The sequence below is a fragment of the Anaerotignum sp. genome (assembly GCF_051877975.1).
In the GTDB taxonomy this organism is placed as follows: domain Bacteria; phylum Bacillota; class Clostridia; order Lachnospirales; family Anaerotignaceae; genus Anaerotignum_A.
This window is the reverse complement of sequence record NZ_JBJEJK010000054.1, coordinates 28,655-55,291: the sequence shown is the minus strand read 5'-3', so window position 1 is coordinate 55,291 and position 26,637 is coordinate 28,655. Positions and strand designations below refer to the sequence as shown.

At 48.5% G+C, this 26,637-nt stretch carries 24 protein-coding genes and 1 pseudogene; 6 read left to right on the top strand and 19 right to left on the bottom strand.

The annotated features are described in order from the left end of the window. Positions 1 to 163 precede the first annotated feature (163 nt). Together ACI39P_RS08285 and ACI39P_RS08280 are read left to right on the top strand one after the other, a co-directional pair. Positions 164 to 1,030 (top strand): DUF362 domain-containing protein, encoded by an 867-nt coding sequence (locus ACI39P_RS08285; protein ID WP_439720192.1) that lies wholly within the window; start codon positions 164 to 166, stop codon positions 1,028 to 1,030. Positions 1,031 to 1,186: 156 nt separating this feature from the next. Further along, entirely contained in the window at positions 1,187 to 1,963 is a 777-nt protein-coding gene (locus ACI39P_RS08280) for a TSUP family transporter (protein WP_439720191.1), read from the top strand. 37 nt (positions 1,964 to 2,000) lie between these two features. On the opposite strand, the gene ACI39P_RS08275 is transcribed toward ACI39P_RS08280, so the two are convergent. The 6 genes and pseudogenes from ACI39P_RS08275 to ACI39P_RS08250 form a co-directional block, all read right to left on the bottom strand. Next, positions 2,001 to 2,396: a hypothetical protein gene (locus tag ACI39P_RS08275; RefSeq protein ID WP_439720190.1), complete on the bottom strand. Its 396-nt coding sequence runs from the start codon at positions 2,394 to 2,396 to the stop codon at positions 2,001 to 2,003. A 158-nt stretch (positions 2,397 to 2,554) separates the two neighbouring features. After that, positions 2,555 to 3,637 (bottom strand): extracellular solute-binding protein, encoded by a 1,083-nt coding sequence (locus ACI39P_RS08270; protein WP_439720189.1) that lies wholly within the window; start codon positions 3,635 to 3,637, stop codon positions 2,555 to 2,557. Continuing rightward, on the bottom strand, positions 3,634 to 4,431 hold the full coding sequence (locus ACI39P_RS08265) for an ABC transporter permease subunit (RefSeq protein WP_439720188.1): 798 nt from the start codon (positions 4,429 to 4,431) through the stop codon (positions 3,634 to 3,636). Before ACI39P_RS08265 ends, ACI39P_RS08270 begins: the two co-directional genes overlap by 4 nt. Positions 4,432 to 4,434: 3 nt before the next feature. Next, positions 4,435 to 5,274 carry an ABC transporter permease subunit gene (locus ACI39P_RS08260; RefSeq protein WP_439720187.1) on the bottom strand — a complete coding sequence of 280 codons (840 nt, stop codon included), beginning with the start codon at positions 5,272 to 5,274 and terminating at the stop codon, positions 4,435 to 4,437. 582 nt (positions 5,275 to 5,856) lie between these two features. Next, positions 5,857 to 6,870: pseudogene (locus tag ACI39P_RS08255) on the bottom strand (ABC transporter ATP-binding protein); the annotation flags it as partial. Positions 6,871 to 6,890: 20 nt separating this feature from the next. After that, on the bottom strand, positions 6,891 to 7,424 hold the full coding sequence (locus ACI39P_RS08250; RefSeq protein WP_439720186.1) for a cupin domain-containing protein: 534 nt from the start codon (positions 7,422 to 7,424) through the stop codon (positions 6,891 to 6,893). A 565-nt stretch (positions 7,425 to 7,989) separates the two neighbouring features. Here ACI39P_RS08250 and rfbD point away from each other — a divergent pair. Further along, positions 7,990 to 8,817: a dTDP-4-dehydrorhamnose reductase gene (gene rfbD / locus ACI39P_RS08245; protein ID WP_439720185.1), complete on the top strand. Its 828-nt coding sequence runs from the start codon at positions 7,990 to 7,992 to the stop codon at positions 8,815 to 8,817. Positions 8,818 to 8,821: 4 nt separating this feature from the next. Then, on the top strand, positions 8,822 to 10,105 hold the full coding sequence (locus tag ACI39P_RS08240; RefSeq protein WP_439720184.1) for a cation:dicarboxylate symporter family transporter: 1,284 nt from the start codon (positions 8,822 to 8,824) through the stop codon (positions 10,103 to 10,105). Between the two features lie 180 nt (positions 10,106 to 10,285). Here ACI39P_RS08240 and aroE (ACI39P_RS08235) read toward each other — a convergent pair whose 3' ends face one another. From aroE (ACI39P_RS08235) to aroE (ACI39P_RS08210), 6 genes are read right to left on the bottom strand one after another with little or no spacing between them, the layout of a single operon-like run. After that, complete coding sequence (gene aroE / locus ACI39P_RS08235; protein ID WP_439720183.1) at positions 10,286 to 11,158, bottom strand: shikimate dehydrogenase; 873 nt, start codon at positions 11,156 to 11,158, stop codon at positions 10,286 to 10,288. A gap of 25 nt (positions 11,159 to 11,183) precedes the next feature. Then, complete coding sequence (locus ACI39P_RS08230; protein ID WP_439720182.1) at positions 11,184 to 13,109, bottom strand: oxidoreductase; 1,926 nt, start codon at positions 13,107 to 13,109, stop codon at positions 11,184 to 11,186. 38 nt (positions 13,110 to 13,147) lie between these two features. Further along, positions 13,148 to 13,993: a TIM barrel protein gene (locus ACI39P_RS08225; protein ID WP_439720181.1), complete on the bottom strand. Its 846-nt coding sequence runs from the start codon at positions 13,991 to 13,993 to the stop codon at positions 13,148 to 13,150. Between the two features lie 33 nt (positions 13,994 to 14,026). Then, positions 14,027 to 14,812, bottom strand: a complete 786-nt coding sequence (locus tag ACI39P_RS08220; protein WP_439720180.1) for a shikimate kinase — start codon at positions 14,810 to 14,812, stop codon at positions 14,027 to 14,029. Positions 14,813 to 14,849: 37 nt separating this feature from the next. Beyond that, positions 14,850 to 16,052 carry an MFS transporter gene (locus ACI39P_RS08215; RefSeq protein ID WP_439720179.1) on the bottom strand — a complete coding sequence of 401 codons (1,203 nt, stop codon included), beginning with the start codon at positions 16,050 to 16,052 and terminating at the stop codon, positions 14,850 to 14,852. Positions 16,053 to 16,070: 18 nt separating this feature from the next. After that, positions 16,071 to 16,937 (bottom strand): shikimate dehydrogenase, encoded by an 867-nt coding sequence (aroE, locus tag ACI39P_RS08210; RefSeq protein ID WP_439720178.1) that lies wholly within the window; start codon positions 16,935 to 16,937, stop codon positions 16,071 to 16,073. A 205-nt stretch (positions 16,938 to 17,142) separates the two neighbouring features. Here aroE (ACI39P_RS08210) and ACI39P_RS08205 point away from each other — a divergent pair, with 205 nt between their 5' ends. Then, positions 17,143 to 18,024: a LysR substrate-binding domain-containing protein gene (locus ACI39P_RS08205; RefSeq protein WP_439720177.1), complete on the top strand. Its 882-nt coding sequence runs from the start codon at positions 17,143 to 17,145 to the stop codon at positions 18,022 to 18,024. Between the two features lie 157 nt (positions 18,025 to 18,181). Here the strand turns inward: ACI39P_RS08205 and ACI39P_RS08200 are convergent, their stop codons facing one another. Beyond that, positions 18,182 to 18,352: a stalk domain-containing protein gene (locus tag ACI39P_RS08200; RefSeq protein WP_439720245.1), complete on the bottom strand. Its 171-nt coding sequence runs from the start codon at positions 18,350 to 18,352 to the stop codon at positions 18,182 to 18,184. Positions 18,353 to 18,478: 126 nt separating this feature from the next. Continuing rightward, positions 18,479 to 19,027: an HXXEE domain-containing protein gene (locus ACI39P_RS08195; RefSeq protein WP_439720176.1), complete on the bottom strand. Its 549-nt coding sequence runs from the start codon at positions 19,025 to 19,027 to the stop codon at positions 18,479 to 18,481. A 69-nt stretch (positions 19,028 to 19,096) separates the two neighbouring features. Here ACI39P_RS08195 and ACI39P_RS08190 point away from each other — a divergent pair, with 69 nt between their 5' ends. Then, positions 19,097 to 19,561 carry an HXXEE domain-containing protein gene (locus ACI39P_RS08190; protein ID WP_439720175.1) on the top strand — a complete coding sequence of 155 codons (465 nt, stop codon included), beginning with the start codon at positions 19,097 to 19,099 and terminating at the stop codon, positions 19,559 to 19,561. Between the two features lie 212 nt (positions 19,562 to 19,773). On the opposite strand, the gene ACI39P_RS08185 is transcribed toward ACI39P_RS08190, so the two are convergent. The 5 genes from ACI39P_RS08185 to ACI39P_RS08165 all read right to left on the bottom strand — a co-directional run bounded on the left by ACI39P_RS08185 (position 19,774) and on the right by ACI39P_RS08165 (position 26,615). After that, positions 19,774 to 20,106 (bottom strand): hypothetical protein, encoded by a 333-nt coding sequence (locus ACI39P_RS08185; protein WP_439720174.1) that lies wholly within the window; start codon positions 20,104 to 20,106, stop codon positions 19,774 to 19,776. 85 nt (positions 20,107 to 20,191) lie between these two features. Further along, the gene (locus tag ACI39P_RS08180) at positions 20,192 to 21,244 is read right to left on the bottom strand and encodes a histidine kinase dimerization/phospho-acceptor domain-containing protein (protein WP_439720173.1); all 1,053 of its coding nucleotides are present in this window, start codon (positions 21,242 to 21,244) and stop codon (positions 20,192 to 20,194) included. Beyond that, positions 21,231 to 21,929 (bottom strand): response regulator, encoded by a 699-nt coding sequence (locus ACI39P_RS08175; RefSeq protein WP_439720172.1) that lies wholly within the window; start codon positions 21,927 to 21,929, stop codon positions 21,231 to 21,233. Before ACI39P_RS08175 ends, ACI39P_RS08180 begins: the two co-directional genes overlap by 14 nt. A 908-nt stretch (positions 21,930 to 22,837) precedes the next feature. Then, positions 22,838 to 25,579, bottom strand: coding sequence for an S-layer homology domain-containing protein (locus ACI39P_RS08170; protein WP_439720171.1), 2,742 nt, complete (start codon positions 25,577 to 25,579; stop codon positions 22,838 to 22,840). Between the two features lie 229 nt (positions 25,580 to 25,808). Next, positions 25,809 to 26,615: a LytTR family transcriptional regulator DNA-binding domain-containing protein gene (locus tag ACI39P_RS08165; RefSeq protein ID WP_439720170.1), complete on the bottom strand. Its 807-nt coding sequence runs from the start codon at positions 26,613 to 26,615 to the stop codon at positions 25,809 to 25,811. Positions 26,616 to 26,637 lie beyond the last annotated feature (22 nt).

Sequence of the window (26,637 nt, the reverse complement as noted above, 5' to 3'; positions counted from 1 at the left end):
AACCGGGTCAAACTTTTTTTGTTTTCAGGCAGAAGAAAAAACTGCAAGATCCCCATCCGCAGGCATCCCCCAATTTTGGGGGGCATTTTTTTCTGTCCCTTGCGAAATCCTTTTACATTTGTTACTATTTGATTATCAGACAAAATCAAAGGAGGTCATATTTATGGGTGCAAAGGTTTACTTTTCCAGGGAAATCTCTCCGGAAAAAGTTTTGGAATTATATAAACTGGCAGGAAAAGAACTGAAAGGGAATGTTGCCGTCAAGGTGCATTCCGGCGAAGCAGGCAATCAGAATTTTCTGCGTCCTCCCTTTTGGAAGCCCGTTATCGACTATGTACAGGGCACGGTAACAGAGTGCAACACCGCCTATGAAGGGCAGAGAAATACCACCGAAAAACATGTGGCTCTTTTGAAAAACCACGGCTGGAACGACTATTTCAAGGTAGACCTGCTGGATGCGGAAGGCCCCGATCTGGAACTGCCCATCCCCAACGGCAAAAAGATCCAAAAGAATTTTGTCGGCAAAAATCTGGCGAATTATGATTCCATGCTGGTGCTGTCCCATTTCAAGGGACACCCTATGGGCGGCTACGGCGGCGCCTTGAAGCAGCTTTCCATTGGCGTTGCTTCTTCCTATGGCAAAGCATATATCCATGGTGTCAGCGAAGTGGAAAAAATTTGGACGGCAGATCATGATTCCTTCCTGGAAGCCATGGCAGACGCGGCAGGCTCTGTCATCGAATTTTTCAAAGGGGAAATCGTTTATGTCAATGTCATGATGAATATGTCCGTAGACTGCGATTGCTGTTCCCCCGCCAAGGATCCTTGTATGGGCGATATGGGGATTCTGGTTTCCCTGGACCCTATCGCCATCGATCAGGCTTGTCTGGATCTGGTGTATCAATCCGATGACCCCGGCAAAGCCCACCTCATCAAACGAATCGAATCCAGAAATGGCGTGCATACCATCGAAGCTGCCGCTGCTTTGGGCTATGGCACAAGGGAATATGAATTGATTGAAGTAAAATAACTTTTAGAAGAAAGACGGTGCTGCTTTGCGCCGTTCTTTTTTTGCAATGGCCCCAGCCCAATAAAAATGAAGGTGGACGATTCCAAAAAAGCATACTATAATAAAGCCGTAACAAAAGATAACAAAAAATACAAAAGAATGATTTGAGGATTTATCATGTTTGATGTGCTGATTTCCACCCAAAGTTTTTTCTTCCTGATGATCGCCAGCTTTCTGGCGGGATTTCTGGATTCCATCGCCGGCGGCGGCGGGCTTATCACCCTGCCGGCTTATATGCTCAGCGGGCTGCCCATGCACATGGTCTATGCCTGCAACAAATTCGCAGCGGCCTGCGGCACATCCATCGCCACCCTGCGCTACTACCGCAATAAAATGGTAGATATCCCCGTGGGGCTGACAGCGGCGGCAGGGGCGTTCCTTTGCTCCGCCATAGCGGCAAAAATCGTTCTGTTCCTGAACGAGCAGACCCTGCGGACTATGATGCTGGTGATTCTGCCTATTGTTGCCATCATCACGCTGGCAAATAAAAATATGGGCGGCGAAAACCTCTCCCACGCCTTCTCTAAAGGCAAAAAATACGCCTTTGCCTTCCTCATCGGCTCTCTGGTAGGCTTCTATGATGGGATGTTTGGCCCCGGCACAGGCACCTTCGCCCTTATCGCTTTCTGTTTGATTTTAAAATATGATATGCGTACGGCAACGGGCAATGCCAAGTTTTTAAATCTGGCGTCCAATTATGCTTCACTGGTAGTGTTTCTTTTGGCGGGTACTGTTTATTGGGCAGTGGCTGTTCCTGCGGCGGCTTTTAATATCCTGGGGAATTATATCGGTTCCGGGGTGGCCATCAAAAAAGGGGCAAAAGTGATCCGCGGTATGTTGATGGTCGTCATTGTATTGCTGTTCATCAAAGTATTGAGCGAATTTTGGGTATAAAAAACGGTATCGGATACATTTTCCGATACCGTTCTTTTTATGCGTCTTTTTGATTCAAAACGGAGAGATATTCCCCCATGCAGCAGCCCAAAACCGCCACACGGCAGGTATAAAATGCCCAGCCGTCTGCTGTTTCCCCTGTCCATTCGGCAACGCCGCCCTCCAGAAAACGGTTCACCTGTTTTTTGCTTTCCTCGGCGTTATGGAGGGGAAAGAGGCGGATGAATTCTGCCAAGCTGCCTTCAAAGGCCAAATCCTCCGGCAAGGCCGCGCCGGTCATCAAAATGGCGTTTACCTGAGAGGCGGAGAGCATATGGCCTGCCACACCGCCGGCGGCCAGCCAGTCCGCCTTGGCTTCGGGGCTGTTGCCCAGGCAGACCAAAGGCATTCTGCCGTTTTTTACACGCATTTCTTCCAGTTTTTCTTTCAGCATAGAATCACCTCTTTTTCTTGGGACGCTGTCCCAAACCCTGACAGGGGAATGATTCCCCTGTACCCCCATTTGCAGAACCATGTACATGGTTCTGCGGTAACGGGTCGAGGGGGTGACCCCCTCGTGGGGGGAATTGGGGGCAACGCCCCCAAGGTCTTTTATTTTGCTGCTTTTACCTTGATCCACAGCTCTGCCAGTGTCTTTTTCAGCACAGGGTTATCCTCAAATACCTCATCCTTTTCATAGCCGGAACGGGGCAGATATGCTTCATTTTCCGCAAACAGACCGCCTTCGCCGCTCAGTTCATCCAATACTTCCTGATTGGAGGATGCATAGCCTACGTATTCGGAATTGCTCATAGATGCATCATAGGTCAGCACATAATTGATGAATTCATGGGCCAGCAGAGGATTTTCCGCATTAGCAGGGATGACCATAGCATCACTCCACAGGTTTGTGCCTTCGTTGGGCATCCAGAAGCTCATATCCTCATTTTCTTCCAGAATAGTCGTTGCGTCGCCGCTGTAAACCACTGCGATATCCTTGCTGCCTGTAATCATGCCATCGATAACCTCGTCTGTCACATAGATGGGTTCCATGGTGTTGTTCATATCCAGCAGCCATTCATAAGCCGCCTGAATCTCCGCTTCATCCTCTGTATTCATGGAATAGCCCAGTGCTTTCAGCGCCATCATGAAGGAGTCCCGTTCAGAATCGTAGATATAGATTCTGCCTTTATAATCTGTATTCCGCAGGATCTCATAGCCCTGTTCCTCCACTACGGCAGGGTCTACGTTATTGTGGTTGTAAACGATACCTACGCTGCCCCAGAAGTAAGGCACGGAATAGGTGTTATCGGGGTCATAGGGCAGATTTTTTACGCCCTCTGCCAGATTGGAAAGATTGGGGATCAGAGACAGATCTAGCTCCTGCAGCATATCTTCATTCATCAGACGTTCGATCATGTAATCGGAGGGTACCAGCACATCGTAGGAATCCCCTGCCTGCAGTTTGGTGTACATCATTTCGTTGGAATCGAAATATTCTGTGATAACCTTTACACCAAATTCCTTTTCAAAATTGCTGATCAGGTCTTCACCCATGTATTCGCCCCAGTTATACAGCTTCAAGGTATCGGAACCATATTTTTCTACCGCATCTTCAGCGGATGCACCGCCGCTGCCGCCGCAGCCTGCCAGCAGCACTGCCGCTGCCATTGTCAAAGCAACTAATTTTTTCATACCTTCATTCTCCTTTTTTCTTTGATGATTGGCACTACATTTACAACGATGAGAGCAACGGTGATCAATACGATAACCAGCGTGGACAAGGCATTGATAGAGGGGTTGACTCTCTTGCTCATGGTATATACCAAAATAGATATATTGTTGACACCATTGCCTGTAACGAAATAGGAAATGATAAAATCGTCAAAGCTCATGGTGAAAGCAATCAGGGCACCGGAAACGATACCGGGCATGATCTGGGGCACGATGACCTTTGTCAGTGCCTGCAGGGGGGTGGCCCCCAAGTCCAGAGCCGCATCCGCCAGGTTGGGGTCCAAAGACCGCAGCTTCGGGGAAACGGAAAGAATCACATAGGGCGTGCAAAACATGATATGAGCCAAAAGCAGGGTCAGAAAGCCCTTTTTGATGCCAATGGCACTGAAGAACATCAAAAGCCCGATGGCTGTTACGATTTCCGGGTTCATGATGGGCAGGCTGTTCACCTGTTCCACGATATTTTTCAAGGCTTTGCGGGAACGGGAAAGGCCAATGGCCGCCAGCGTGCCGGCAATGGTAGAGATGATGGTGGCCAGAATGGCGATCACAATGGTATAGACCACCGCTTCCATCATGGTACTGTCCGCAAACATCTTTTCATACCACCGCAGGGAAAACCCATCCAGCTTCGTCAAAGAACGGGAGCCGTTGAAAGAAAATACGATGATATACAGGATGGGCAGATAGAAAAATATCATGGTGGCAGCAAGAAGGATCTTGCCAAAAATGCCTGTTTTTTTGTTGTCGTCCATTTCTTACGCCCCCTTTCCGTTGGCCGCAGGGTCTGTATCCACCTTGCGGGTCAGCCACATGGACAGCATAATGATGACTGCCATAATCAGGGAAATGGCAGAACCAAAGTTCCAATCGCCGCTGGTCAGGAACTGGGTTTCGATGACGTTGCCAACCAATACAAACTGACCGCCGCCCAGCAGTTTGGGAATGAAGAAGCTGGATACCGCCGGCAGGAACACGAGGGTAATGCCGCTCAAAACGCCGGGCAGAGATAAAGGCAATGTCACCCTGAGGAAACACTGCACGCCATTGGCCCCCAAATCACTGGCCGCTTCCAGTAAATTTTTATCCATCTTCGCCAAAGAGGCGTGAATCTGCAAAATCATAAAAGGCACAAAATTGTAGACCATTCCCAGAACCACGGCAAAGGTGGTATGGATCATATGGAAAGGCCCAATGCCAAATAAACCCAAAAAGCCATTCAGCAAGCCATCATCCTGCAAAATCCCCACCCATGCGTAGGTGCGCACCAGCATATTGATCCATGTGGGCAGCGTGATGAGCATGACCCAGAAAAACCCACTCTTTTCCGGCCCCTTGGCAATGGCATAGGCAATCGGGTAGCCCAAGATCACACAAATCACCGTTGTGGCAATGGCAATCAGGAGGGAGCGCTTCAAAACGTCCAGAAAAACCGCATCTGTCAGAAAGCGGATGAAGTTATCCAGCGTAAAACGGATAGTCGCCACTTCGTTGCCTGCCGTCGTAAAAGCATATAACAAAATCATCAGCATAGGGACGACGACCATAACCGCCAGCCAGCCCACATAGGGATAGATCATATTGCGAAATTGCCGCATACCGAACCTCCCCCTTCCTTAATAATATTCTCTGGACATGATGTGGATATCCTCGGGCTGGAACATCAGCCCCACTTCATCCCCCACTTCAAATTTGTCCGTTGTATCAATCTTATACTCATAGCCCTTTGTGGCGAAAGTCACATCATAGACACCGGGTGTGATATTTTCCGGGTCGAAGTCATATTTGATATCGGAAATTTCCACGGCTGTGCCGTCCTCCAGGCTCCAGGCAGAGGCATTGGCCCAAGTTTTCAGGTCAGTTTCCAAGGCGATGGATTCCTGAATTTCATCCACCTTTTTGAAGAAGTTCACCGCAAAGATTTCTTCTTCATTTTCCACGCTGGTGACACGGTTTTCATCCTTTACGATCATATTGACCGTTACGGAAGTGCCTGCCGCCGTGGAGAAGGTTACGGGATATTTGCCGTTTTCCTTTTTGATTTCATAATCCACTTCTTTGATGGAGATCAGCTCATCCTCGTCAGGGTTCCATGCCTGGGCATCGGCACGGGCAATGATGGTGGCTTCGTCCAGTTCCTCTACGTCATCCACATCCAGATAGAAGTCGTTGGCGGACATTTTTTCATTGGCAGCCTCGTTATAAACGGGTCTGTCGTTGGAAACCATCATTTTTACAGTGATTTCCGTCCCCACCTTTGTTTCCACCATTGTCTCATAATGAACGCCCTTGAACAGAACGGATTTGACTACGCCCTTCAGCTTGCCCTGCCCCCGGGGAACGATATCCAAATCCTCGGGGCGGATAACAACATCCACCACTTCGTTTTTATCGAAGCCTTTATCGACACAGTCAAAGCGTCTGCCTTCAAATACAACCTTATAATCATCTATCATCATGCCTTCGATGATGTTGCTTTCCCCGATGAAGTTGGCAACATAGGCATTGACAGGCTCATTATAAATATCCGTAGGGGTGCCGATCTGCTGAATTTCCCCCTCCTTCATGACAACGATCTTATCGGACATAGTCAGGGCCTCTTCCTGATCGTGGGTTACATAAATGAAGGTGATGCCCACCTCCTGCTGAATCTTTTTCAGTTCATGCTGCATTTCTTTTCTGAGCTTCAGATCCAGGGCACCCAGGGGTTCATCCAGCAGCAGCACGCTGGGTTCATTGACCAAAGCCCGGGCAATGGCGATACGCTGCTGCTGCCCGCCGGAAAGGGCTGTCACGCTTCTGTCGGCGTATTCCTCCAGGTTTACCAGCTTCAGCATACGTTTGACCTTCTGCTCGATGATATCCTTGGGTTCCTTTTTCAGCTTCAGCCCAAAGGCGATATTATCATATACATTCATGTGGGGGAACAGAGCATATTTCTGAAATACGGTGTTGACCTCTCTTTTGTAGGGGGGCACATTGGTGATCTCCTCCCCATCGAAAATGACCTGCCCTTCATCCTGCGTCAGGAAGCCGCCCAAAATCCGCAGCAACGTGGTCTTTCCGCAGCCGGAAGGCCCCAGCAGGGTCACAAATTCATTTTCATAAATATCCAGATTGATGCCTTTTAAAACTACTTTGCCGTCTTCATAGCTTTTTACGATATTTTTGAACTGAATGAGCTTTTTCTTCATCATATCCTCCTATTATTGCGTCAGAACAAAGGCGGTGTGGAGACCCAAAGCACCTTTGCTGTTGTTTTCCTTTCATTTTTCAGATAATGGCTCCGCTTGCCGGAAAGGTAGAAGGTCTCGCCCTTGTGCACGGTGAATTTTTCTTCCCCGTTCAGCAGCACCACTGTTCCCTCCAGCACGTAGCCGAATTCCTCACCGCTGTGGGGGTCCATCCGGAAGGATTCGTTGCCCTGAGGCAATTCAATGAGGATGGGCTCCATTTCATTTTTCTGGGTATTGGGAACGATCCAGTGGATCGTGTAATTTTCTCTTTCATCCACAAAAAAATCTTTTTTGCGAAAGACAAGCTGCTCCGGCTCTTCTTCCTTGAAAAATTCCGCCAGAGAACTGCCCAAAGCCTCCACGATATCATTCAGGGTGGCAATGGAGGGAGAAGTCAGATCCCTTTCCAGCTGGGAAAGAAACCCCTTCGTCAGCTCGCTGCGGCTGGCCAGCTCTTCCAGCGTCAGCCCCTTCTGTATGCGAAGCTGTTTGATTTTCCTGCCGATTTCCATATCAGGCATCTCCTTTGCTTTGTTTTAGTATTGCTAAACTTTGAAATTATTTTTACTAAACCCAGATTATTATACCGAAACTGTACGCAAATGCAAGCAAAAATAAACAAAAAGTTCGATTTATTAAACTTTTCGTCATTTTGCATCAAAAAAAATAAAAAAATCCCCTGAACTGCGGGGTCAGGGGGAAGGGAAATATAATATATATGGAAGCTTGTTTCTTTTCACGATGGTTATTATAACTGAAATATATTTCAGTGTCAACCATGAAATCCAATGTTTTAGTAAAAAATTTTTTATTTTCCCGCAGCCGCCTCCATCCTTTTCTTTTCCGAAGCAGGCAGCAGAAACCTATGGGAAAAATCAACCTTCCGGCTGCATTTCACGCAAGAAAACCATGAAACATAAATCAGACGCTGTCTCTGCAAAAAGGCTCATCTCTTTTTTATGAATCAAACCTGTATTTTCTTTTCCGCAAATCCCCAAATGAGAATTCCTGTCTTGTATATTCCTGTATTTTCCTGTATAATTTGGTAGATTATATAAAAATATTGGAGGGATATCTATGTTAAAAGTATGGATCGTCGGTTCTGAAAGTCAGGTTGGCAAAACCATTGCCGCTGTGCTGGATACGACAGAACTGAAAGTCCTTTGCACCGATAAAGAGGAACTGGACATCACCCATACGGAAGAGGTATTAAGCTATGGGGAAATCCAGCGCCCTGATGTCATCATCAACTGCGCCGCCATCACCGATACAGACCTGTGCGAAGCAAACCCCGAGCTGGCCTATCGGGTCAATGCCCTGGGCGCCCGCAATCTTTCTTTGGTGGCAAGAAAGCACAATGCAAAAATCGTACAGCTTTCCACCGACGATGTTTTCGATGGAAAAAAAGGCACTCCCTATACAGAATTTGACGACACCCACCCCCTGACGGTCTATGGCCGCTCCAAAAGAGCCGGGGAAAACTATGTAAAAGAATTTACCCATAAACATTTCATCATCCGCAGCAACTGGGTTTATGGCAAAGGCGGCAAAAACTTCGTCAACAACCTGCTGGAATTTACGGGAGAGGAGCTTACCATCCCCGCCGATCAGTATGGTTCCCCCACCAGTGCCCTGGATCTGGCCCGCATCATCCTGCATCTGATCCACACCAATGAATATGGTACCTATCATGCCACCTGCAAGGGCAAATGCAGCCGCTTCGCCTTTGCCCAGGAAATCTTAAAGCTGGCAGGCAAGTCTGTGGTTCTGCAGCCCGGCTCCTCCGGGGAAGTTTCTTCCCCCAGGCCCGCCTATGCGGTATTGGACAACTTTATCCTCCGCATCATCGATGTATATGAAATGCCCACATGGCAGGAATCTTTGAAAGAATATTTGGAGGGGTGAAACAATGGGAAATACAGAAAAAAAAGCAAAAAAGAAAATTGGTTTGACAACAAAAATTTTTATTGCCCTGATTTTTGGTGCAATTTTTGGTATGGTGCTGCATTATGCCGTACCCTCCGGGCATATCAAAGATGATATCCTGATAGAAGGGGTATTATATATCGTTGGGCAGGGCTTTATCCGCCTGATGAAAATGCTGGTGGTTCCTCTGGTATTCTGCTCCATCGTCTGCGGCAGCATGTCCATCGGGGATACGAAAAAACTGGGGACTGTCGGTGTACGGACCCTGGCATTTTACCTTACCACCACAGCCCTTGCTATCTGCGTGGCTCTGGCCATGGGCAATCTCCTGAACCCCGGTGTGGGGCTGGATATGTCCGCCATTTCCGCCAATGCAGCAGAAGTGCAGACCATGGAAGCTACCTCTATGGCCTCCACCATCCTGAATATCATCCCCGATAACCCCATCGGCGCACTGGCCAACGGCAATATGCTGCAGATCATCGTATTTGCCCTGATCGTCGGTGTCATTCTGGCAAAGCTGGGGGAAAAAACAGAAACCGTTGCCAATTTCTTCAGCCAGTTCAACGATATCATGATGGAAATGACTATGATGGTCATGAGCCTGGCTCCCATCGGCGTATTCTGCCTGATCTCCAGAACCTTCGCAGGGATCGGCTTTTCTGCCTTCCTGCCTCTGGCGAAATATATGATCGGCGTGCTGCTGGCTCTGTGTGTCCAGTGCTTTGTAGTATATCTGGGTCTGCTGAAGATTTTCTCCGGTCTGAACCCCTTCAAGTTCATCAAGAATTTCTTTCCCGTCATGGCTTTCGCCTTTTCCACAGCCACCTCCAATGCGACCATTCCCCTGTCCATTGATACACTGGCGGCAAAAATGGGCGTTTCCAAGAAAATTTCTTCCTTTACCGTCCCTCTGGGGGCTACCATCAATATGGACGGTACCGCCATCATGCAGGGCGTAGCTGTTGTTTTCGCCGCCCAGGCCTTTGGTATCACCCTGACCCCTGCCGATTATGTGACCGTTATCGGTACGGCTACCTTGGCCTCCATCGGTACTGCCGGTGTTCCCAGTGTCGGTTTGGTTACGCTGACCATGGTATTCAACTCCATCGGCCTGCCCGTGGAAGCCATCGGGCTCATCATGGGGATCGACCGTATTCTGGATATGGCTCGTACCGCTGTCAATATCACCGGTGATGCTGTCTGCACCACCATCGTTGCCCACCAGAATAACGCACTGGATCGGGAAGTTTTCAAAAACAGCTGATTTCTTACTGAGCAAAAGCCCCTGATTTTTCGGAATCAGGGGCTTTTTATTTATGGATTAGGGAATATTTAGAATAGTCTTATACACAAGCTTTTTTACTATATTGATTTTATATTTGAATGGAGAAGGTATTTTGAGTCATGCAGGCTCGCTGCCCATGGTATGCTTTCAGAGGTCTGTTTATTTGAAGAACAGTTCATACACCTCAGCTGTAGGCATATCCTTGCCTGTGAACAGGTGGAAGGCTGCCGCCCCCTGCCACAGCAGCATACCAATGCCGCCGACAGCAACTTTACAGCCCGCTGCCTTTGCAGACTGCACGAATTTTGTTTCCTTGGGATTATAGACTGCATCCGCTACTACCAGGTCGGGGCGGAATACAGATACATCTTCTACCAGTGTCTGGTCATCCAGGGGCTTCATGCCTACCTTTGTGGCATTGACCAGAATATCACTGTCTGCGATTTCTGCGTACAGCTTTTCTGTATCTTCCAGAGGGTATACGTTCACTTCACACTGGGGCAGCATTTCTTTGATCTTTGCCATAGTGCGTTCCGCATTGGCATAAAATTCATCTTTTCTGTTGAAGATGGAGATTTTTACCGCACCATCCAAAGCAGACTGTACCTGAATGGCTGTAGCCGCGCCGCCGGCACCCATCACTGTCATCCGTTTGCCTTTTACATCTACGCCGTTTTCTCTCAGGTTTTTGACAAAGCCCATGCCGTCTGTGTTATTGCCGTACAGCTTGCCATCTTTGATAACAACCGTGTTGCAGGCACCGATCAGCTTTGCCGCATCGGAAAGCTCATCCACCAGCTCTGCCACTTTTGTTTTGCAGGGCATGGTTACATTGAAGCCCTTGCAGCCCAGCACCTTCAGGGCGTTGACGGCTTCTTCTGTTCTTTCCAGGGGTACATCATAAGCCAGATATGCATTGTCCAGACCTGTCTGGGCAAAGCTATAGTTATACATGGCAGGGGAACCGCTGTGCCCTACGGGGGTACCGATGAGACAGTACATGCCTGTTCTTCCGCTGATTCTTTTTTCCATTGTTTTTTCCTCCTTTTTCTTTTGTTTAGATACTTAAAGCTGCATTCAGCCCTTCGGCTGTTGCGTCCAGTGCTTTTCTTGCCTTGACAGCGTCACCGATGACATAAGTCTCCGCAACGATCTTCTTGATTTCTTCGCTGATGGTATCGTTATTGCGATAGCCCATAGCCAGAACCACATTGTCGAAGCCTTCCAGTCTGCCTTCGGTGCCATCTGCCAGTGTATAAGAAACACCGTCTGTGAAGAACTGGGATACTTTTGCACCTGTTACCCCAGCTACATGATACTGGCCGAAATCCTTCATCAGGAATTTGCGGTGTTCGGGGATGACATCGGGGCCCAGCTGGTCTCTCAGCTCAATGACGGATACTTCATGGCCCAGTTCGCCCAGGAAATCTGCCACTTCGCAGCCAACCATGCCGCCGCCCACAACCAGAACCTTTTTGCCTACAGAAGCCTTGCCATCCAGCAGATCGCCGGCATGGATGACACCGGTATCATTGATGCCGGGGATCGGCAGTACCAGAGGATTGGAGCCTGTGGCAACGATAACTGCATCGGGTTTTGCTTCTGCCACCATTGCAGGTGTCACTTCTGTGTGCATCACCATTTTTACGCCATATGCTTCGCATTTTGCGATATAGCTTCTTACCATGTTTGTGATATCGCCCTTCCCGGGAGGATATGCAGCCAAGCGCATATTACCGCCCAGAATATCGCCTTTTTCATAGAGAGTTACATCATGGCCTCTGTAAGCTGCTGTAAATGCCGCATACAGACCGCCGGGGCCGCCGCCGATGACCATCACATTTTTCTTTGTTTCTGCCTTTGTCAGTTCTGCTTCTCTGCCTACCAGAGGGTTTACCAGGCAAGTGATGGGTTCGCCCTTGAACATATTGGGCACACAGCCCTGCAGGCAGCCGATGCAGGGATTCATCAGATCCAGTCTGCCTTCCTTTGCCTTATTGGGCATTTCCGGGTCTGCGATGCTCTGTCTGCCGAAGGCAACCAGATCTGCTCTGCCCTCTGCCACCATCAGCTCTGCATACTGGGGCTCTGTGTAACGGCCTACGGTGATAACGGGGATGGAAACGGCCCGCTTGATTTCGGAAACGAAATCAGCACTAAAGCCGCCGTGGATCAGGCTGGGCGCCCACATACATTCATCATGGAGATGGACGGCTCTGGAAACATGGATACCGTCTACGCCGCATTCCTTTTCCAGATAGGAAGCCACTGCTGCTGCATCCTGAGCTGTCTGGCCCCCTTCCACATCGTCTGTACCATTGATGCGGCAGAGGATTGCCAGAGAATTGCCTGTTTTCTGACGGATATTTTCAATGATGAGCTTGATCAGGCGCATACGGTTTTCAAAAGAACCGCCAAATTCATCCACCCGTTTGTTGGTTCTTGCAGAAATAAATGTGCTGACCAGATAGCCGTGGGCACAGTGGATTTCCACCGCATCAGCACCAGCTTTTTTCGCTCTGACTGCTGCATCACCATAGCATTCGATCAGGCGGTACAGTTCTTCTCTGGAAATGGACTGAGGTGTTTCTCTGCCGCAGGCCGCAGGGATGGCACTGGCTGCCTTCAGAGGGAAGCCTGTGATTTTTGTATTGCCTTCGGGGCCGGCGTGCTGCAGCTGGATGGAAACCTTTGCCCCCGCCTGATGGCAGGCTGCGATGGCCGCCTGAAAGCTGCTGATGGTGCTGTCATCGTAGAGACAGGGCTTTCTGGGGCCGCCCTTTGCTTCTTTATATACAACGGTTGCTTCAAATGTGATCAGCCCAAAGCCGCCCTTTGCTCTTGCGCCATAATAGGATGCGGAGCGTTCGCTCATGGTGCCGTCTGTATTGGCGAAGTTGTTGCCCATGGGGGACATGACGAAACGGTTTGCCACTGTCATAGGGCCGATCTGGATGGGCTGGAACATCTTTTCAAATTTCATACCAAATTTCCTCCTTTATCTGGTTTTTTTCTGCATTCTCATTCGGGCATGGCTTCCTGCCAGGAATTTTTCAGTACCTTTATGGTGTTTTCAAAGTTATATTTTGCCGCTTCTGCAACGCCCTTTGCCAGAATGGCATCGCTGATTACCTCTACGCCCAAAGCCTTGGGTTCGATGCCCTTTTCCTTCAGCATACGGCAGAAAGCTTCTGTGTTGCCGCAGCCTGTGCCAGGGGCCAGTCTGTCGTGCATGGATTCATCCCGCAGGATAGAATCCGCATAGGGTCTGTCATAAACATCGTTGATCTGAACAGAAACGATTTTTTCCGCAGGGATGCCCTCCAGAACAGAAAGATCTACGGGCTGGTTTGCTCTCAGCCAATGCCAGCTGTCCAAAATCAGCTTTGCATTTTCGCAGCCGCTTTCTTTCACAACGGCCCATGCTTTTTTCACATCGGGCAGGCCGCTGTAGGGCATGGGTTCCACGCCGATGGTATATTTGCCGGCTCTGTGGCACAGTTCTCTCAGCTTCTGGGCTGTGTGTTCTACAGAGTAGTTTTCCATCAGGCCGCAGTTGATGTGGTTCACGCCGAATAATCCGCACATGTGGAAGCACATCTGTTCTTTGTATTTCTGTTCATAGGAGCGCACATCATCCGCCCACTGGACGATATATTCCACTTCTGTGACCTTCATATCATATTTTTCCAGAATTGCCAGAATATCTTCATCAAACAGGCCTTCGTTCAGGGCATCTACGTATGTTTCCGCCCGCAGGCCGATGCCTTCAAAGCCTGCTTCTTTTGCTGCTTTTACTCTTTCCTCAAATGTGCATTTGTCGCCCAATGTCCAGGAGCTGACCGTAATAGGATATTTTTTAGACATGTTGTTTCCTCCTTACATTTCCTTTTATGCTTTTTATCTTCTCAGTGCGGAAAGCTTTTGCAGCAGTTCCTCACAAATTTCCTGAATCTCTTTCCCTGTGGTATCCACCATGATATCCGCAGCTCTTTCGTATTTTTCTCTGCGGCTTTCCATCAGATTTTGGATAAACGGAATGTTCATATTGCCGTTGAGCAGGGGACGCTCTGTGCTGTCCTTCACTCTGTCATAGATGGCTTCCGGCGTTGCTGTCAGCCAGACCACATAGCCGCTGTTTTTCATCAGTTCCACATTTTTTTCCCGCAGGGGCACGCCGCCGCCGCAGGAAACCACCATGTGCTTGCGTTCCCGCAATTCAATGAGGGTATTGCTTTCGCAGTTGCGGAAATATTCCTCTCCGTGGACTGCAAAGATTTCTTTGATGGTCATGCCCTCTTTCTGCTGGATATGAGCATCCATTTCCATGATTTCCATAGCCAGCAATTCGCTCAGCTTGGCGGAAACGGTGCTTTTCCCCGCTCCCATGAAGCCGATGAGCAGGATATTTTTATCAAACAGGGTTTTGGCCTGGATGCGCTTGCTGTTTTCGATGATGCCCGCAAAAACCTGCAGGATCTCTTCTTCAAAAACCGTTCCTGCAACATCCTTTGCCACTCGTTCCATCTGTTTTTTTTCCTGTTCCGGCTGCAAAACGGGCAGGCCGTTTTCTTTTTTATAGGTAATGATGCCTTCGATGCATTCCATTCTTGTTTTCAGCGCCGCTGTGATCTTCTGGTCACAGTCCGCGATGATGCTCCGCAGGCAGGATAATTCTTTTTCCATTTTGTTCCCCTTTTCTTTTGTAAATAAGTTGATCGGTTTACTGGGCGTCCTTTTCAAAGCGCAGGTTCAAAATAACGGCAAATACAACGCCGATGGCTGTTACCACTGCATTAAACAGCAGAATATATCTAGGGCCTTCCGCACCGCCAATGCTTGTCAGCAGGCTGGCCACATTCAATACCGCGTAGTTGGCAACGCTGGAGGCGATCATAACTACCGCAGTGATTTTCCCTTTATCTCTGGGGAACATTTCATTGGCTGTGGAGGTTGCCAGCTGCAATACCCCGCCGGCTGCGAAGTAGCCAATGAGGAAGCCGCCCACCACGCAGATCTGAGGAATCTGCACAAAATACATCAGCAGCAGAGAGCAGAAAGCTACCGCGGGATAGATGACCAAAACACGAATGGGCTTCAGGCCCTTTTTCATCAATACGGATGTCAGCAGTACCGCGCAGATGATACCTGCAGAATAGAAGGACTGAATCATAGAGGGATTTGCCATGCCATAGAGCAGACCCAATTCCTGATTGCAGTTCATAAACAGCATGAATGTGGTGGATGCCGTAAAGCCAATGCAAACCAACAGAATGGCAGAGGGTGTCAGCTTTATTTTTCTTTTTTCTGCCTTGCCGTCTGCCGCCTTGGGGGCTTCTTCTCTGGGAGGAAAGGGCAGGATTGCCAGGAAAATACCATCAATGATGATGATCGCCGCCGCCAGGAAATACAGGGTTCGGAAGGACATATCCTTTGCTGCCACAAAGGTAATCATAAAGGGCAGCAGGAACTGAGCCATAGAAATGGCGAATTTCGTAAACAGGTTGGCAATGGCACCATTTTCCTTGAAAATTTCCATACAGGAAGGAGTGATGCTGGTATCCAAAAAGGAGTTTGCCATGCCGCTGAAAATCATCAACACATAGGCCAATGCAGTGTTTGTTGTAAAGGTAATGCCGATAAAGAATACAGCGAAGAACACAACGCCCACCAGAGCACTGGGCTTTCTGCCGTATTTATCGGAGAATGGCCCCGCGAAGGGGAACGCAATCAGGCGTCCCAGACCTACTGCCGCAATGATCGCCATGACCTTGCTGACATCGAAGGTGCCGTCTGCCAGTTGATTCGCACCCCACATGGCCGCAAAGTTCTGTTTATACTGGCCCATGATGGTTACGGCAATCCCCAGAATGAAATAGGTCACATACAATGCGATCGCCGTCGGATAATATTTTTTCTGATTCATGTTTTCCCCTCTTTTCTCTTACTTTGCAAAAAATTTCTGTTTGATTTCTTCTACAGGCATGTCCAAACCGGTGTAAAGCTTTGCCGCGGCTGCGCCCTGATAGATGAGCATGCCCAGGCCGCCGATGGCCTTGCAGCCTGCCGCTTCCGCTTCTTGCAGCAGCTTTGTTTTTTCCGGGTCGTAAACCACATCTGTTACCACCAGTTCCTTGCGGAATAGGGATTTGTCTGTAATCAGGCTGACATCCTCCAAGGGATGCATCCCCACCTTTGTGGCATTGGAAAGGATATCGCTGGTTTTGATCTCCTCCGCCAGCCGTTCTGCATCATCCAGATCAAATAATGTAATTTTCTGTTCCGGAAAAGCAGTTTGATATTCTTTTGTTTTTTTCTCCGCCATCTGCCAGAAGGCATCTCTTTTGTTGAATACAGCAATCTCCCGGGCGCCGTCCAGCAATGCCTGGGCCTGAATGGCAGAGGAAACACCGCCGGCCCCTAGGATCGTGATTTTCTTTCCTTTGATCTCCACGCCTTCCTGCCGCAGGTTTTCCACATAGCCTTCGCCATCGGTGATATATCCTGTCAGCACGCCATCTTCATTGACGATGGTGTTGCAGGCGCCCACCAGCTTGGCCGCCGGGGAAATCTTATCCAGATACTGCAGCACCTCCTGCTTGCAGGGCATGGTGATATTAGCCCCCTTCATCCCAAAGGTACGGAAGGCTTGGATGGCATCTTCTGTCTTATCTTTAGCTACATCAAAGGCAAGATACTTATAATCCAATTTCCATTTTTCAAAACAGTAGTTATACATGGCCGGGGATTTGGAATGTTCCACTGGGGAACCAATCAACCCCAAAAGCCTTGTTTTTCCTGAAATCTCCATAAAAAGATTCTCCTTCTCGTTTGTATTTCGGCGCCGCTGTTGTTTTACAGGCTCAGTGTATCTCAGAAATTTCCAAAGCACAAATTGATTATTTGTTATATTTTGATAGATTTTGTCTATGTCGTATGCTATACTGGATATAAAAAATAAGATTAATATGCTATTTCCATAAGAGAAATCTGAAGAAAGGAGTTCTAATGAATCAATGAATCTATATCAGCTTCGTTATTTTGTCACCCTTGCGGAAACGAGCCACTTCGGCAAAGCTGCCGAAAAGCTCTGTATCGCCCAGCCCAGCCTGAGCCATGCCATTGCCCAGCTGGAGGCGGAATTGGGCGTCACGCTTTTCGAACGGAAAAACCGCTCCTCCTCCCTGACGAAGGAAGGCAGGCAGTTCCTCAGCTATGTGGAAAAATCCCTGGAAATTCTGGACAGCGGCATTCAGACCATGGAACGGATCGCCCGGGGCGAAGGTGTCATCGAATTGGGCTTTCTGCGTACCCTGGGTATTTCCTTTATCCCCGAGCTGGCGGCAGATTTTTTGCGGGATCCAAGGGGAAAAAATGTGCGCTTCCAATTTCACAGCGGCGTCTCTCAGCCCCTGCTGCAGGGCTTAAAGGACGGCAAATTTGACATGGTCTTCTGCACAAAGATCGATTCAGAAAAATCCATTGAATTTATCCCCGTTTCCAAGCAGGATCTGGTGCTCATCGTTCCCAGGGCCCACCCCCTGGCCAACCGCTATACCGTCGACCTGACGGAAACCCTGCCCTATCCCCATGTTTATTTTGCGGAAAATTCCGGCCTGCGGGTGGTCATCGATCAGCTTTTCGACAAAATCGGCAAACGCCCCCAAATCGCTTATGAAATTCAGGAAGATCAGGTCATTGCCGGTTTGGTGGCCCAGGGCTTCGGCATCGCCGTGGTGCCTTATATGGAGGAGCTGCTCCGCCTGAATGTGAAGATCATCCAGATTTCCTATCCCTATTGGGAACGGAATTTCTATATGGCTACCTTGAAAGACCATTATCTGCCCCCCGCAGTGCAAAAATTCAAACAATTTGTCATGGAGAAACACCATCTATAAAAAATAGACAAAAAAAACAGCACTTTTTTGACATATCGAAAACATCTATCCAAAAATAGATACTTTCTATCAAAAAAGCTGTTTTTCTATTGCTGCGGCAGCAATAATACGAAAAACCCATTGGCTATGCCAACGGGCTTTTCATCGTTACGCTATTTTATTTATCAGGATAAATGAAAACCTGCTGTGTCGGTGCATTCCACTGCACTTCAGCGTCAAGCCCTTCGGAAATAAATCTTACAGGCAGATAAGTTCTGCTGTTTTCCATAAATGCGGGGCTGCCCAACTTTGCCAATTCTTTATCCACAAAAGCGAAGGAGTGATTGATTCCCTTTCGGAAAGCCTATATACAAAAAACAAGGAGGATTTCTCAAGAAATCCTCCTTGTTTTTCTGTCTTGCTTTTCCCCGCTTTTTGAAGCTATCCTGCCAATCCGGCGTTGCCAGATAGCATATTATTTTTGTTTGCCTCCCACTGACGCAAATGCCCGCACTTTTTCAAACTGCTGTATCTGCCATTCCGGAATCTGATAGGGAGAATCCTTCTTCTTCATGGTCTGCACCGGCAAAAGGATGGTCACCACCAATATCAGCAGCAGCATCCCCACGCCAAAGATCCAATCCCTTCCGGTAACGGTGCAGTGATGCAAAAGATAAGAAAAATAAGAAATGCTGATGGGCAGAAACAAAAACAGCGATGTGGCCATTCCCGGATTATACCATGTTTTCATCTTGATGTTCATTTCAAGGATGTGCCCCAATACCTGAAACAGATTGAACAGCATTGTAGCAATCCCCAGCCAAAGGATATCCGGAAAAACCAGCGCCAAAATATAAAAAAGATAAGCGGAAAGGTTCACAACCATAATAGAATTCCAGTTACCCGGATATTGCCGATAAAGTTCTTTTTCTCCATAAAACACCCTGTTCATGACCACTGGGCCGCCGCCCGGCAAAACGTATTCTTCAAACTGATGCACCGGCAATATCATCAGCGATGCCATTAAAAATTTCTGAATCTCCGAAAAAGCATTGCCCCAGAAAATCATAAAAAAGGAAAGGCAAACAAAGGCATGCGGGTAGAACGGCAAATCAAAGATACCAATCCGCAAAACTGGCCCTTCAATCAAGTCTCCGCCATGTATGGGAACCTATGCTTTGCTGTTTTGGTGTATATTCTGCCATTCTTTCTGCCTGATGTCCGCTTTTTGACCCTTGCCGCTGTCCTCTTTGCATTTGCCGAAGTTCTGATGCACGGGGTCGTCTTTAATATCGCCCTTCGGGATTTTTATAATCCCGGCCTCATCACATCCCTCTTTGGTCTGCTTCCTGTTTCCATTTGTTATTTCGTCCAAACCTGGGGGCAGCATTTATACCAAGGGACAGATTTCCTGCTGGCCATTGTGTGGATCATTTTGAATTATTGGCTGGCTTTTCTCTCTCCCATCTGCAAAAGGCTCTTGCAAATGAACAGCCGTTACGCATTTACGGAAGAAGAAGTTTTCCGCGCCGAGCGATATATAAAAAAATGTAAATAAAAACAATCAAAAGAACCTCTTGATTTCTCAAAAGTTCCTTCTGGCTATTCTGTCTTGCCTTCCGGGAACGCACACAAAAAGCTCCTGCAAATGCAGGAGCTTTTCTATTTTCATCCAAAGCGTTTTTGTTCTTTTGAAGTACCCAAAATTGGGTGAGAAATCCGCCTTTTCCCTGGGCTATACTCTCCCAAAAGCTATTTTTCCAATTTTTATCAAAGAACAAAGAGAGCGGCCATTCCCAGCACGACCGATGCCGCTGCCAATCCCTTCGCTGTCAGGAAGGCCTTCTCACTTTTGCCGCAAAGCTGTACCAAAAGGGCAATCACAGCCAAAGCGCCAAACCCCCAGGAGAGCATCTGTTCCTTGATATAATTGGTGGGATAGCTGTTAGCTGTCATCCATGCAATGACCATGCCCCATATCGCCATAAAATAAAACACGGCCTTCTGTCCTTTTTTCCCTTTGATCAGAAATAAAAGTGCCAACCCCAGAATACTGATGATACTCATTCCCATAAATAAAACTAGCAATAAACCTAATGCCATTTTTCATTCCTCGCTTTCTTTTTATTTTGTGGAATCATCATAGCACAGGATTCTAAAGAAATTTGCAAGATAATTCTGAAGAATTCTAAAGATGGGGTTCCTGGATTTCAGAAAGAGTGATTTGAATCCAAAAAACTTCCTCTGCCATAGAAACCGATACCGCCCCTCCATAGAAAGCAGCAATCTGCCGTATGCTTTCCAGCCCGATCTGGTTGCTTTCCGCGGCGGTACGCTGCTTTTCGATTCCATTTTTTTGCAGGATCCGCAGGCGGTGCCCCATAGAATCAATCCGTAATTCCACAGGCTGTTCCCTATCTGCGTATTTTTCCACATTGGAAGCAAGGTTATCAAAAATCCGCCGCAGCTCCTGAATATCGAACATCCCGGAAAACTGAGGGCAATCCTTCGTTTCCACAGAACAGGAAAACATCTCCTCCAAAGTTTCCTCCCATTCTCCTGCAAGCTGCTCCATCAGCAGCCTGCCATCCTCGATACATTCCAGCTGACGGCTGCCGCTGTCCAATAATCTGTCGGTCAATGCCTTGATCTGCCGGGCTTTTCTCTGCATCAGGGCAATATATTCCTGTATTTCCTCCTGCTCCGGCCTCTCCTTCTGCCCCATATAATCAGAATACGCTAAGATAGCCGTCAGGGGCGTGCGGATATCATGGGAAAGTTCACGCATCAGCCTTTCCTTTTTCTCCTGCAGCTCCGTTTCCCGCTGCCGCAGCCTGCGTTCCGTTTCCGAAAGAAAATTGATGCTTTCCGCCAGCTCTGTCAATTCGTCATCCCCCTCCACAGGTATCACAAAATCCAGCCGGTGGGTACGCAAAGCCTCTACCCCTTGTATCATCTCCTGCAAATAAGCCATTTTCTGCCCCAGCAGGAATAAAAACAGTGCAAGGAAGAAAAGCACTGCTGTCAAAAGGCTGATGCTGCGGATCCACGCCTGCAATGTCAAAAGCTGCCCCTCTGTCAGCACAATCCCCTTTTCAAGGTAATAGGTCACCGCAATGGAATCTGCAGTCAAATATAAAAACCCGAAGAAAAATAACGCTGTGGCTGCTGTAATGAGCAATCGCCCCATGATTTCCCTGGAGAGTTTTTTGGGAGGCTTCTTTTTTTCACTGCTCAACATAATATCCCCGTCCCCATGCTGTCTTAATATATCTGGGGTTTCTGGAATCATCCCCCAGCTTCTTTCTGATATTTTTGATATGCACCATGATGGCACTATCCCCTACAGCATTTTCTTCCCAGATGCTCTGATATATATTTTCCAGGGAATAAATTTTCTTTTTGTGGGTCACCAGTAATTCTAAAATCTTAAACTCTGTATAAGTCAGAGAAATGACCTCCCCCTGGCGCAGCACAGCCTGCCTTTCCAAATCCAGAATCAGATCGGAAAAGGAAATCTGTCCTGTCTTTTTTTCAGATACGGGCACTTTCCCGCTCATGCTGCGCCGCAGGATGGCCTTCACCCGCATCAGCAGCTCCATATTGGAAAAGGGCTTCACAATATAATCATCTGCCCCCACGGAAAAGCCCATGACCTTGTCCGACTCCCCTGAATAAGCCGTCAGAAAAATAATAGGAGTATCAAATTGTTTTCGGATTTCTGCCCCTGCCATAAAACCAGATAATTCCGGCATGTTCACATCCAAAAGGTAAAGATCCACCTCTGCCGAAGCCAGCGCAAGGGCCTCTTTTCCATTTTCCGCTGTAAGAACCCCATAGCCATCCCCCGTCAGGAGCAGCCGCAAAATATCCAGAATTTCTTTTTCATCATCTGCAATCAATATGCAATATTTTCCATCCTTCACTGTTTCACCTCTATGCCCCTTATTTTCTGTCTCTATCTGTTCTTTCCAGATCCCTTAACCCCTTCGCTTTCTCTGTTTGCCATATCATATCATGCCTTTATGGAAATGTACATCAAATTTTAGCCGTGTGTATAAAATAGAAGGACCGCCGTCCTTTTTTATTATTGAAATGTGCTTTTCTGCCATGCCTGAATATGATTCCGGGTATAAAATTATGCCAGAAGAAACAGCAGCACTTCTGTTCCAAAAGAATGTGTTAAACTTTTAATGTCATTAACAAAAAGCTCCTGCAAATGCAGGAGCCCTCTTTCATGCAAAGTATTTTCTGTGATTCTGAGATACTCAAACCTTAGCGGAAAATCCTCTTTTTCATTTGGTTTGCTCTCGCTTGGTTTTCAGCCAATCTCAATCGAATCAGTCATTGATAGGCTTCATGGCAGGGAAGCAAAGCTGCCGTCTGTAGGATGCCGTAAGATGGCGTAGGATTCGGCTTCCCATAAAAACCAACAAAGTATTATCAGGTATCATTTCGTAACATTAAAATCCAATTTGTTGCACCTGTTCCATCAGAGGTTTTTTCATCCAAAAATATGCTTGATTCCTCAGATAAATCTATTCTAATGCAGCATAAAACTCATCCAGACACAGCTTTCACTGCATTTTCCCTGATTTATATAAACTGAAACGAAAGTTCGCACATTCCATCTGTATAGCAGGCGATTTATCTTTCTATATAAAATCTTTCTATATAAAATAGTTAATCCTCCGTATATTGCGATCATACGGAGGATTATTTTCTGCACATAATTCAATTCTAACTTGCTGACGGAGAATGAAGCTCCTCAGGGCCCATGCTATTCCCGACAGGAGAAGATAGCATGCATCATTTCTTTAGAATGAATTTTCCCTTACTTGCCCATATAGTGATACAGGAAGGTCACGATCTGGGCACGGGTGCAATCAGCATCAGGGCTGAATGTAGTGTCGCTGGTGCCCTTGGTGATTCCATTGGCAACCGCCCACATCACAGCTTCGCCGTAGTAGTCTTCCGGGTTCACATCGGTGAACGAATTCTGGAACATCCACTGGCCCTGCATGCCGCCGCCCTGTGCCTGCTCACTGCGGTAGATAAAGCTCATGATCTGAGCACGGCTGCAAATATTGTCAGGGCTGAATGTGGTGTCGCTGGTGCCCTTGGTGATTCCATTCTCCACAGCCCACAGCACTGCATCATAGTAGTAGCTGTCCTTGGCAATATCCTCATAAGGCATCACACTGTTCTTGGGCGCAGGGCACCCTGCTGCGCGCCACAGGAAAGTAACAGCCTGGGCGCGGGTACAAGGAGTATCGGGGCTGAAAGCAGTATCGCTGATACCACTGGTGATACCCTTATCCATAGCCCACAGTACTCCGTTATAATAGTAAGCGTCAGCAGAAACATCTGCGAAACGATTCACAGAGGGTTGTTGAACAGGTGGTTGAACAGAAGGCTGTTGGATTTCCACGAAAGAAACCGCGATCGTTACTTTGCCACTGGGCTGGGTAAAGGCGAAGGTTCCATCCGCGTTCTTCTTGATTGCGACAGGCTTATCATCCTTGTCGGTGACAATGATCTCATCCACCTCATAGCCGTCCTCCGGTTTGGGGGTGATGGTCACGGTGTCGCCCTTCTTCGGATTCTTGGGGCTGACGGTCACGCTGCCGCCCTCGTCAGCCTGTTCAACGGTGGGCGGATAGGTAGGAGTAGAGGAGCCGCCGCTGCCATGGGAGCCGCCGCCGGAAGGTTTGGTATAGCCGCAGACGGTACAGGTGCTGCCGCTGTGATCCGCCCGGTCAAGCTCGGCTCCGCAAATGGTGCAGAAGCGCCAGTGCTGGTTGCTGTCGTGTTCCCATTCGCCGGGGGTGTGGCCAGCGGATTCGATCTTTACTGCCGCTGCATCGAAGGATTCCGGACCGAAGGTCTCGCCCGCTTCTTTTTCCACATAGACCTCAAGCGTTTCAAGGCTGCTGCCGGATTTTACAATGTAGCTGTGACCATTGCTTTGCTGGAACGTAAGCGTGTAGCCGACGGCCTTGCCAGCTCCCTGATTGACGATCTCCACATTGCCGGAGCAGGTAATGCTGACATAGTTGACAGTAGCCGCGAGGTCGCTGTTCGCGGTGACCTTGACGTTCTGCGCATCTTTGACGGTCAGCGTTCGGGACACAGCCTGGCCGCTCTTCGCGGTGACCGTGACGTCCTGCGCACGGTTGACGGTCAGCGTGCCTTGCACAGCACTAGCACTACCGCCACCATTATTGACGATCTCCACATTGCCGGAGCAGGTAATATCCGCAACGTTGTTGATGGCACAGGATCCGCTGTTCGCGGTGACCTTGACATCCTGCGCGCTGTGGACGATCAGCGTGTAGCCCACAGCCATGCCGCCGTTGTTAGTGATTTCCACATCGCCGGAGCAGCTGATCTCCGTAGCGCCGTTGATAGCCCCGTAGCTGTTCGCGGTAACCGTGACGTTCCGCGCGCCGTTGACGGTCAGCGTGCCGACCACAGCCTGGCCGCCGCCGTTGTTGGTGATCTCCACATCGCCGGAGCAGGTGATATTCGCGCCAACTCCGGTTGAGCTACCATAGATAGCCGGGCTGGCGCTGTTCGCGGTGACCGTGACATTCCGCGCGCCGTTGACGGTCAGGCCAAAGGCGGCGGGAGAATTGTCAACGCCATTGATGACAACATCCGTCGTGCCATTGCCGCTGATGTTGGTTCCCCCAGACAGGGCACCGTTGATGGTAAGGGTATTGGTGTCCGCATCATAGCTAACGTTGCCGTCTCCGAGTACATCGTCCTCATTATCTCTGGTGACCTCTACGCCATTGACGATCATGGTGACACTGTTGGTGGCGCTGTTGGAGACATACACTGCCTTCTGGCAAGGGAATACATCATCGTCAGTGAGTTCCGTCTGAACGCCATCTTCTTCCTTGTACCAGGTGACATTGGCAACGTTACTCTTAAGCCACGAAGCGGCCTTCTGGCCCACCGGGCAAGATGTTGTCTCTCCATCAACCGTCATGTTGACATAGGTAATACTGCCGAAATCATTGTGAACATCCTCCAGGTCGATGAGCAAAATCATGTCGTAGCAGACGCTGTTACTATTCGTGATCGAACCTGTGACGGTAACACCGCGCACTGTACATCCGTTGTTCGTAGTGTCAATATTGGTAAGGTCTTCCACAGTGCCTCCAGTCATATTGCCATAGTTAGAAACCTTATCAAACTCACCACCTTCGATCAGCCCATCAGGGGCTCGGTTCAACACCTCGTCAAAGTCACCGCCGGAAATCGTACCGTAATTTTCAAGTGCGTACGATTCCTTTTCAAAGGTGCCTCCGGTGATCTTACCATAGTTGGTCACATCAACGGTATAGGTACCGTCTGTGACCTCCCCGGTGGATGTGATCTCGATGCTCTTATATCCCTCAGTGGGAAGATCCGAGCCATCAGTCGTTCCGGAAATTATGAGTGTCTCCGTTTCATCATCAATGCTGTAGCTGAGCGTTTCATCCGCCAGAGCCGTGGAAGGCAGCAGCCCTAAGCACAGCACCAGAGCAGTGACGATGCTCAACAATCGTTTCCATCGTTTTTTCATAGACTTTCCTCCTGCTTTTGTTTTTTATTAAAAATTTTTTATATCTAGCTTAAAGCTATATCTAGCTTAAAGCATTAACTTAAAGCATTAAAAATTTTAAGTATTTTTGCCATGCTTTTCAAGCGATATTACGTAAATCGACATAAAAACGGCGTAAATCGACATAAAAATGCCGCACACCCTGTTGTTGAACCAATCACCCGTATGCGGCGGTTCGGATATGGGTTTGTCACAGTTGGCCGTCTGTCTCCGGCAACCTGCCAAAGTAGCGCATCAGTGCATTTTCGGCGTCGCTGCTGATTTTGGTAAAGGCAATCTCAGTGATATCGAACAGGATGCAGCCGCAGTGGCCCTTGAAGGTGGGGAAACAGATCACCTTCAGCCAAGCGTCAATCTCTGGGCTGAATTCCATGACCTCCAGCGTTTCACCGTACAGGGCAGCCCGCTCGTACAGGCGCAGCCATTTGGCGTCCATGTTGGAAAACAGGCTGCCGAAGGAGCTGCCCATGAGCTTTTCCAGAGGCAGCTTTTCCAGCTTCGCCAGGGCCGGGTTGCCGTAGCGGAAGATCCAATCCACGGCGCGGCTCTCCTCATCGAACACCATCTCAATGTCCGCGAAGGCGAAGGGCATGGCATCAAAGCTGCGGTAATGCGCCCGGTACTCCTTCTCCGTTTCCGGAATGCCCTCCCGGGTGAAGCCGCTGATCAGGCACTTTTGAGCCTCCTGAAATTGGGCGATGATCTGGTTCTTCTTCCGGAGGGTGTAGATCAGGGACTCGCCGTTGTTGAGATTGATGTGGTCGGTGATGTTGTGAATGGCCATGGCAGACACCAGGCATCCCCGGTGCACCTTGAGAAAGCCGTCACCGAGTTCTGTCTCCAGCTCTTTCAGGGTCGTTCTTGTTTCATATACCTTGCCGCCGGAAACGTGAATTTCGGCGGTCTTTTCTATCATCAGGACATACAGGATCGTGCTGACGTTTAGCACCTGCTTTGTTCCGTTGGATAAAATTGTTATGTATTTTTCTTTCTGCAACTCAAATACCTCTTTTTCTGAT

Coding starts and splice junctions, on each gene's coding strand:
- ACI39P_RS08195 (WP_439720176.1), bottom strand. CDS start 19,027: ATGGCATCGCTGATGATATTGCCGGTGCATCAGTTTGAAGAATACGTT.
- ACI39P_RS08285 (WP_439720192.1), top strand. CDS start 164: ATGGGTGCAAAGGTTTACTTTTCCAGGGAAATCTCTCCGGAAAAAGTT.
- ACI39P_RS08215 (WP_439720179.1), bottom strand. CDS start 16,052: ATGAATCAGAAAAAATATTATCCGACGGCGATCGCATTGTATGTGACC.
- ACI39P_RS08205 (WP_439720177.1), top strand. CDS start 17,143: ATGAATCTATATCAGCTTCGTTATTTTGTCACCCTTGCGGAAACGAGC.
- rfbD (WP_439720185.1), top strand. CDS start 7,990: ATGTTAAAAGTATGGATCGTCGGTTCTGAAAGTCAGGTTGGCAAAACC.
- ACI39P_RS08220 (WP_439720180.1), bottom strand. CDS start 14,812: ATGGAAAAAGAATTATCCTGCCTGCGGAGCATCATCGCGGACTGTGAC.
- ACI39P_RS08270 (WP_439720189.1), bottom strand. CDS start 3,637: ATGAAAAAATTAGTTGCTTTGACAATGGCAGCGGCAGTGCTGCTGGCA.
- ACI39P_RS08180 (WP_439720173.1), bottom strand. CDS start 21,244: ATGTTGAGCAGTGAAAAAAAGAAGCCTCCCAAAAAACTCTCCAGGGAA.
- aroE (WP_439720178.1), bottom strand. CDS start 16,937: ATGGAGATTTCAGGAAAAACAAGGCTTTTGGGGTTGATTGGTTCCCCA.
- ACI39P_RS08265 (WP_439720188.1), bottom strand. CDS start 4,431: ATGGACGACAACAAAAAAACAGGCATTTTTGGCAAGATCCTTCTTGCT.
- ACI39P_RS08275 (WP_439720190.1), bottom strand. CDS start 2,396: ATGCTGAAAGAAAAACTGGAAGAAATGCGTGTAAAAAACGGCAGAATG.
- ACI39P_RS08260 (WP_439720187.1), bottom strand. CDS start 5,274: ATGCGGCAATTTCGCAATATGATCTATCCCTATGTGGGCTGGCTGGCG.
- ACI39P_RS08185 (WP_439720174.1), bottom strand. CDS start 20,106: ATGGCATTAGGTTTATTGCTAGTTTTATTTATGGGAATGAGTATCATC.
- ACI39P_RS08230 (WP_439720182.1), bottom strand. CDS start 13,109: ATGAAATTTGAAAAGATGTTCCAGCCCATCCAGATCGGCCCTATGACA.
- ACI39P_RS08225 (WP_439720181.1), bottom strand. CDS start 13,993: ATGTCTAAAAAATATCCTATTACGGTCAGCTCCTGGACATTGGGCGAC.
- aroE (WP_439720183.1), bottom strand. CDS start 11,158: ATGGAAAAAAGAATCAGCGGAAGAACAGGCATGTACTGTCTCATCGGT.
- ACI39P_RS08190 (WP_439720175.1), top strand. CDS start 19,097: ATGCGGGTAGAACGGCAAATCAAAGATACCAATCCGCAAAACTGGCCC.
- ACI39P_RS08240 (WP_439720184.1), top strand. CDS start 8,822: ATGGGAAATACAGAAAAAAAAGCAAAAAAGAAAATTGGTTTGACAACA.
- ACI39P_RS08250 (WP_439720186.1), bottom strand. CDS start 7,424: ATGGAAATCGGCAGGAAAATCAAACAGCTTCGCATACAGAAGGGGCTG.
- ACI39P_RS08280 (WP_439720191.1), top strand. CDS start 1,187: ATGTTTGATGTGCTGATTTCCACCCAAAGTTTTTTCTTCCTGATGATC.
- ACI39P_RS08170 (WP_439720171.1), bottom strand. CDS start 25,579: ATGAAAAAACGATGGAAACGATTGTTGAGCATCGTCACTGCTCTGGTG.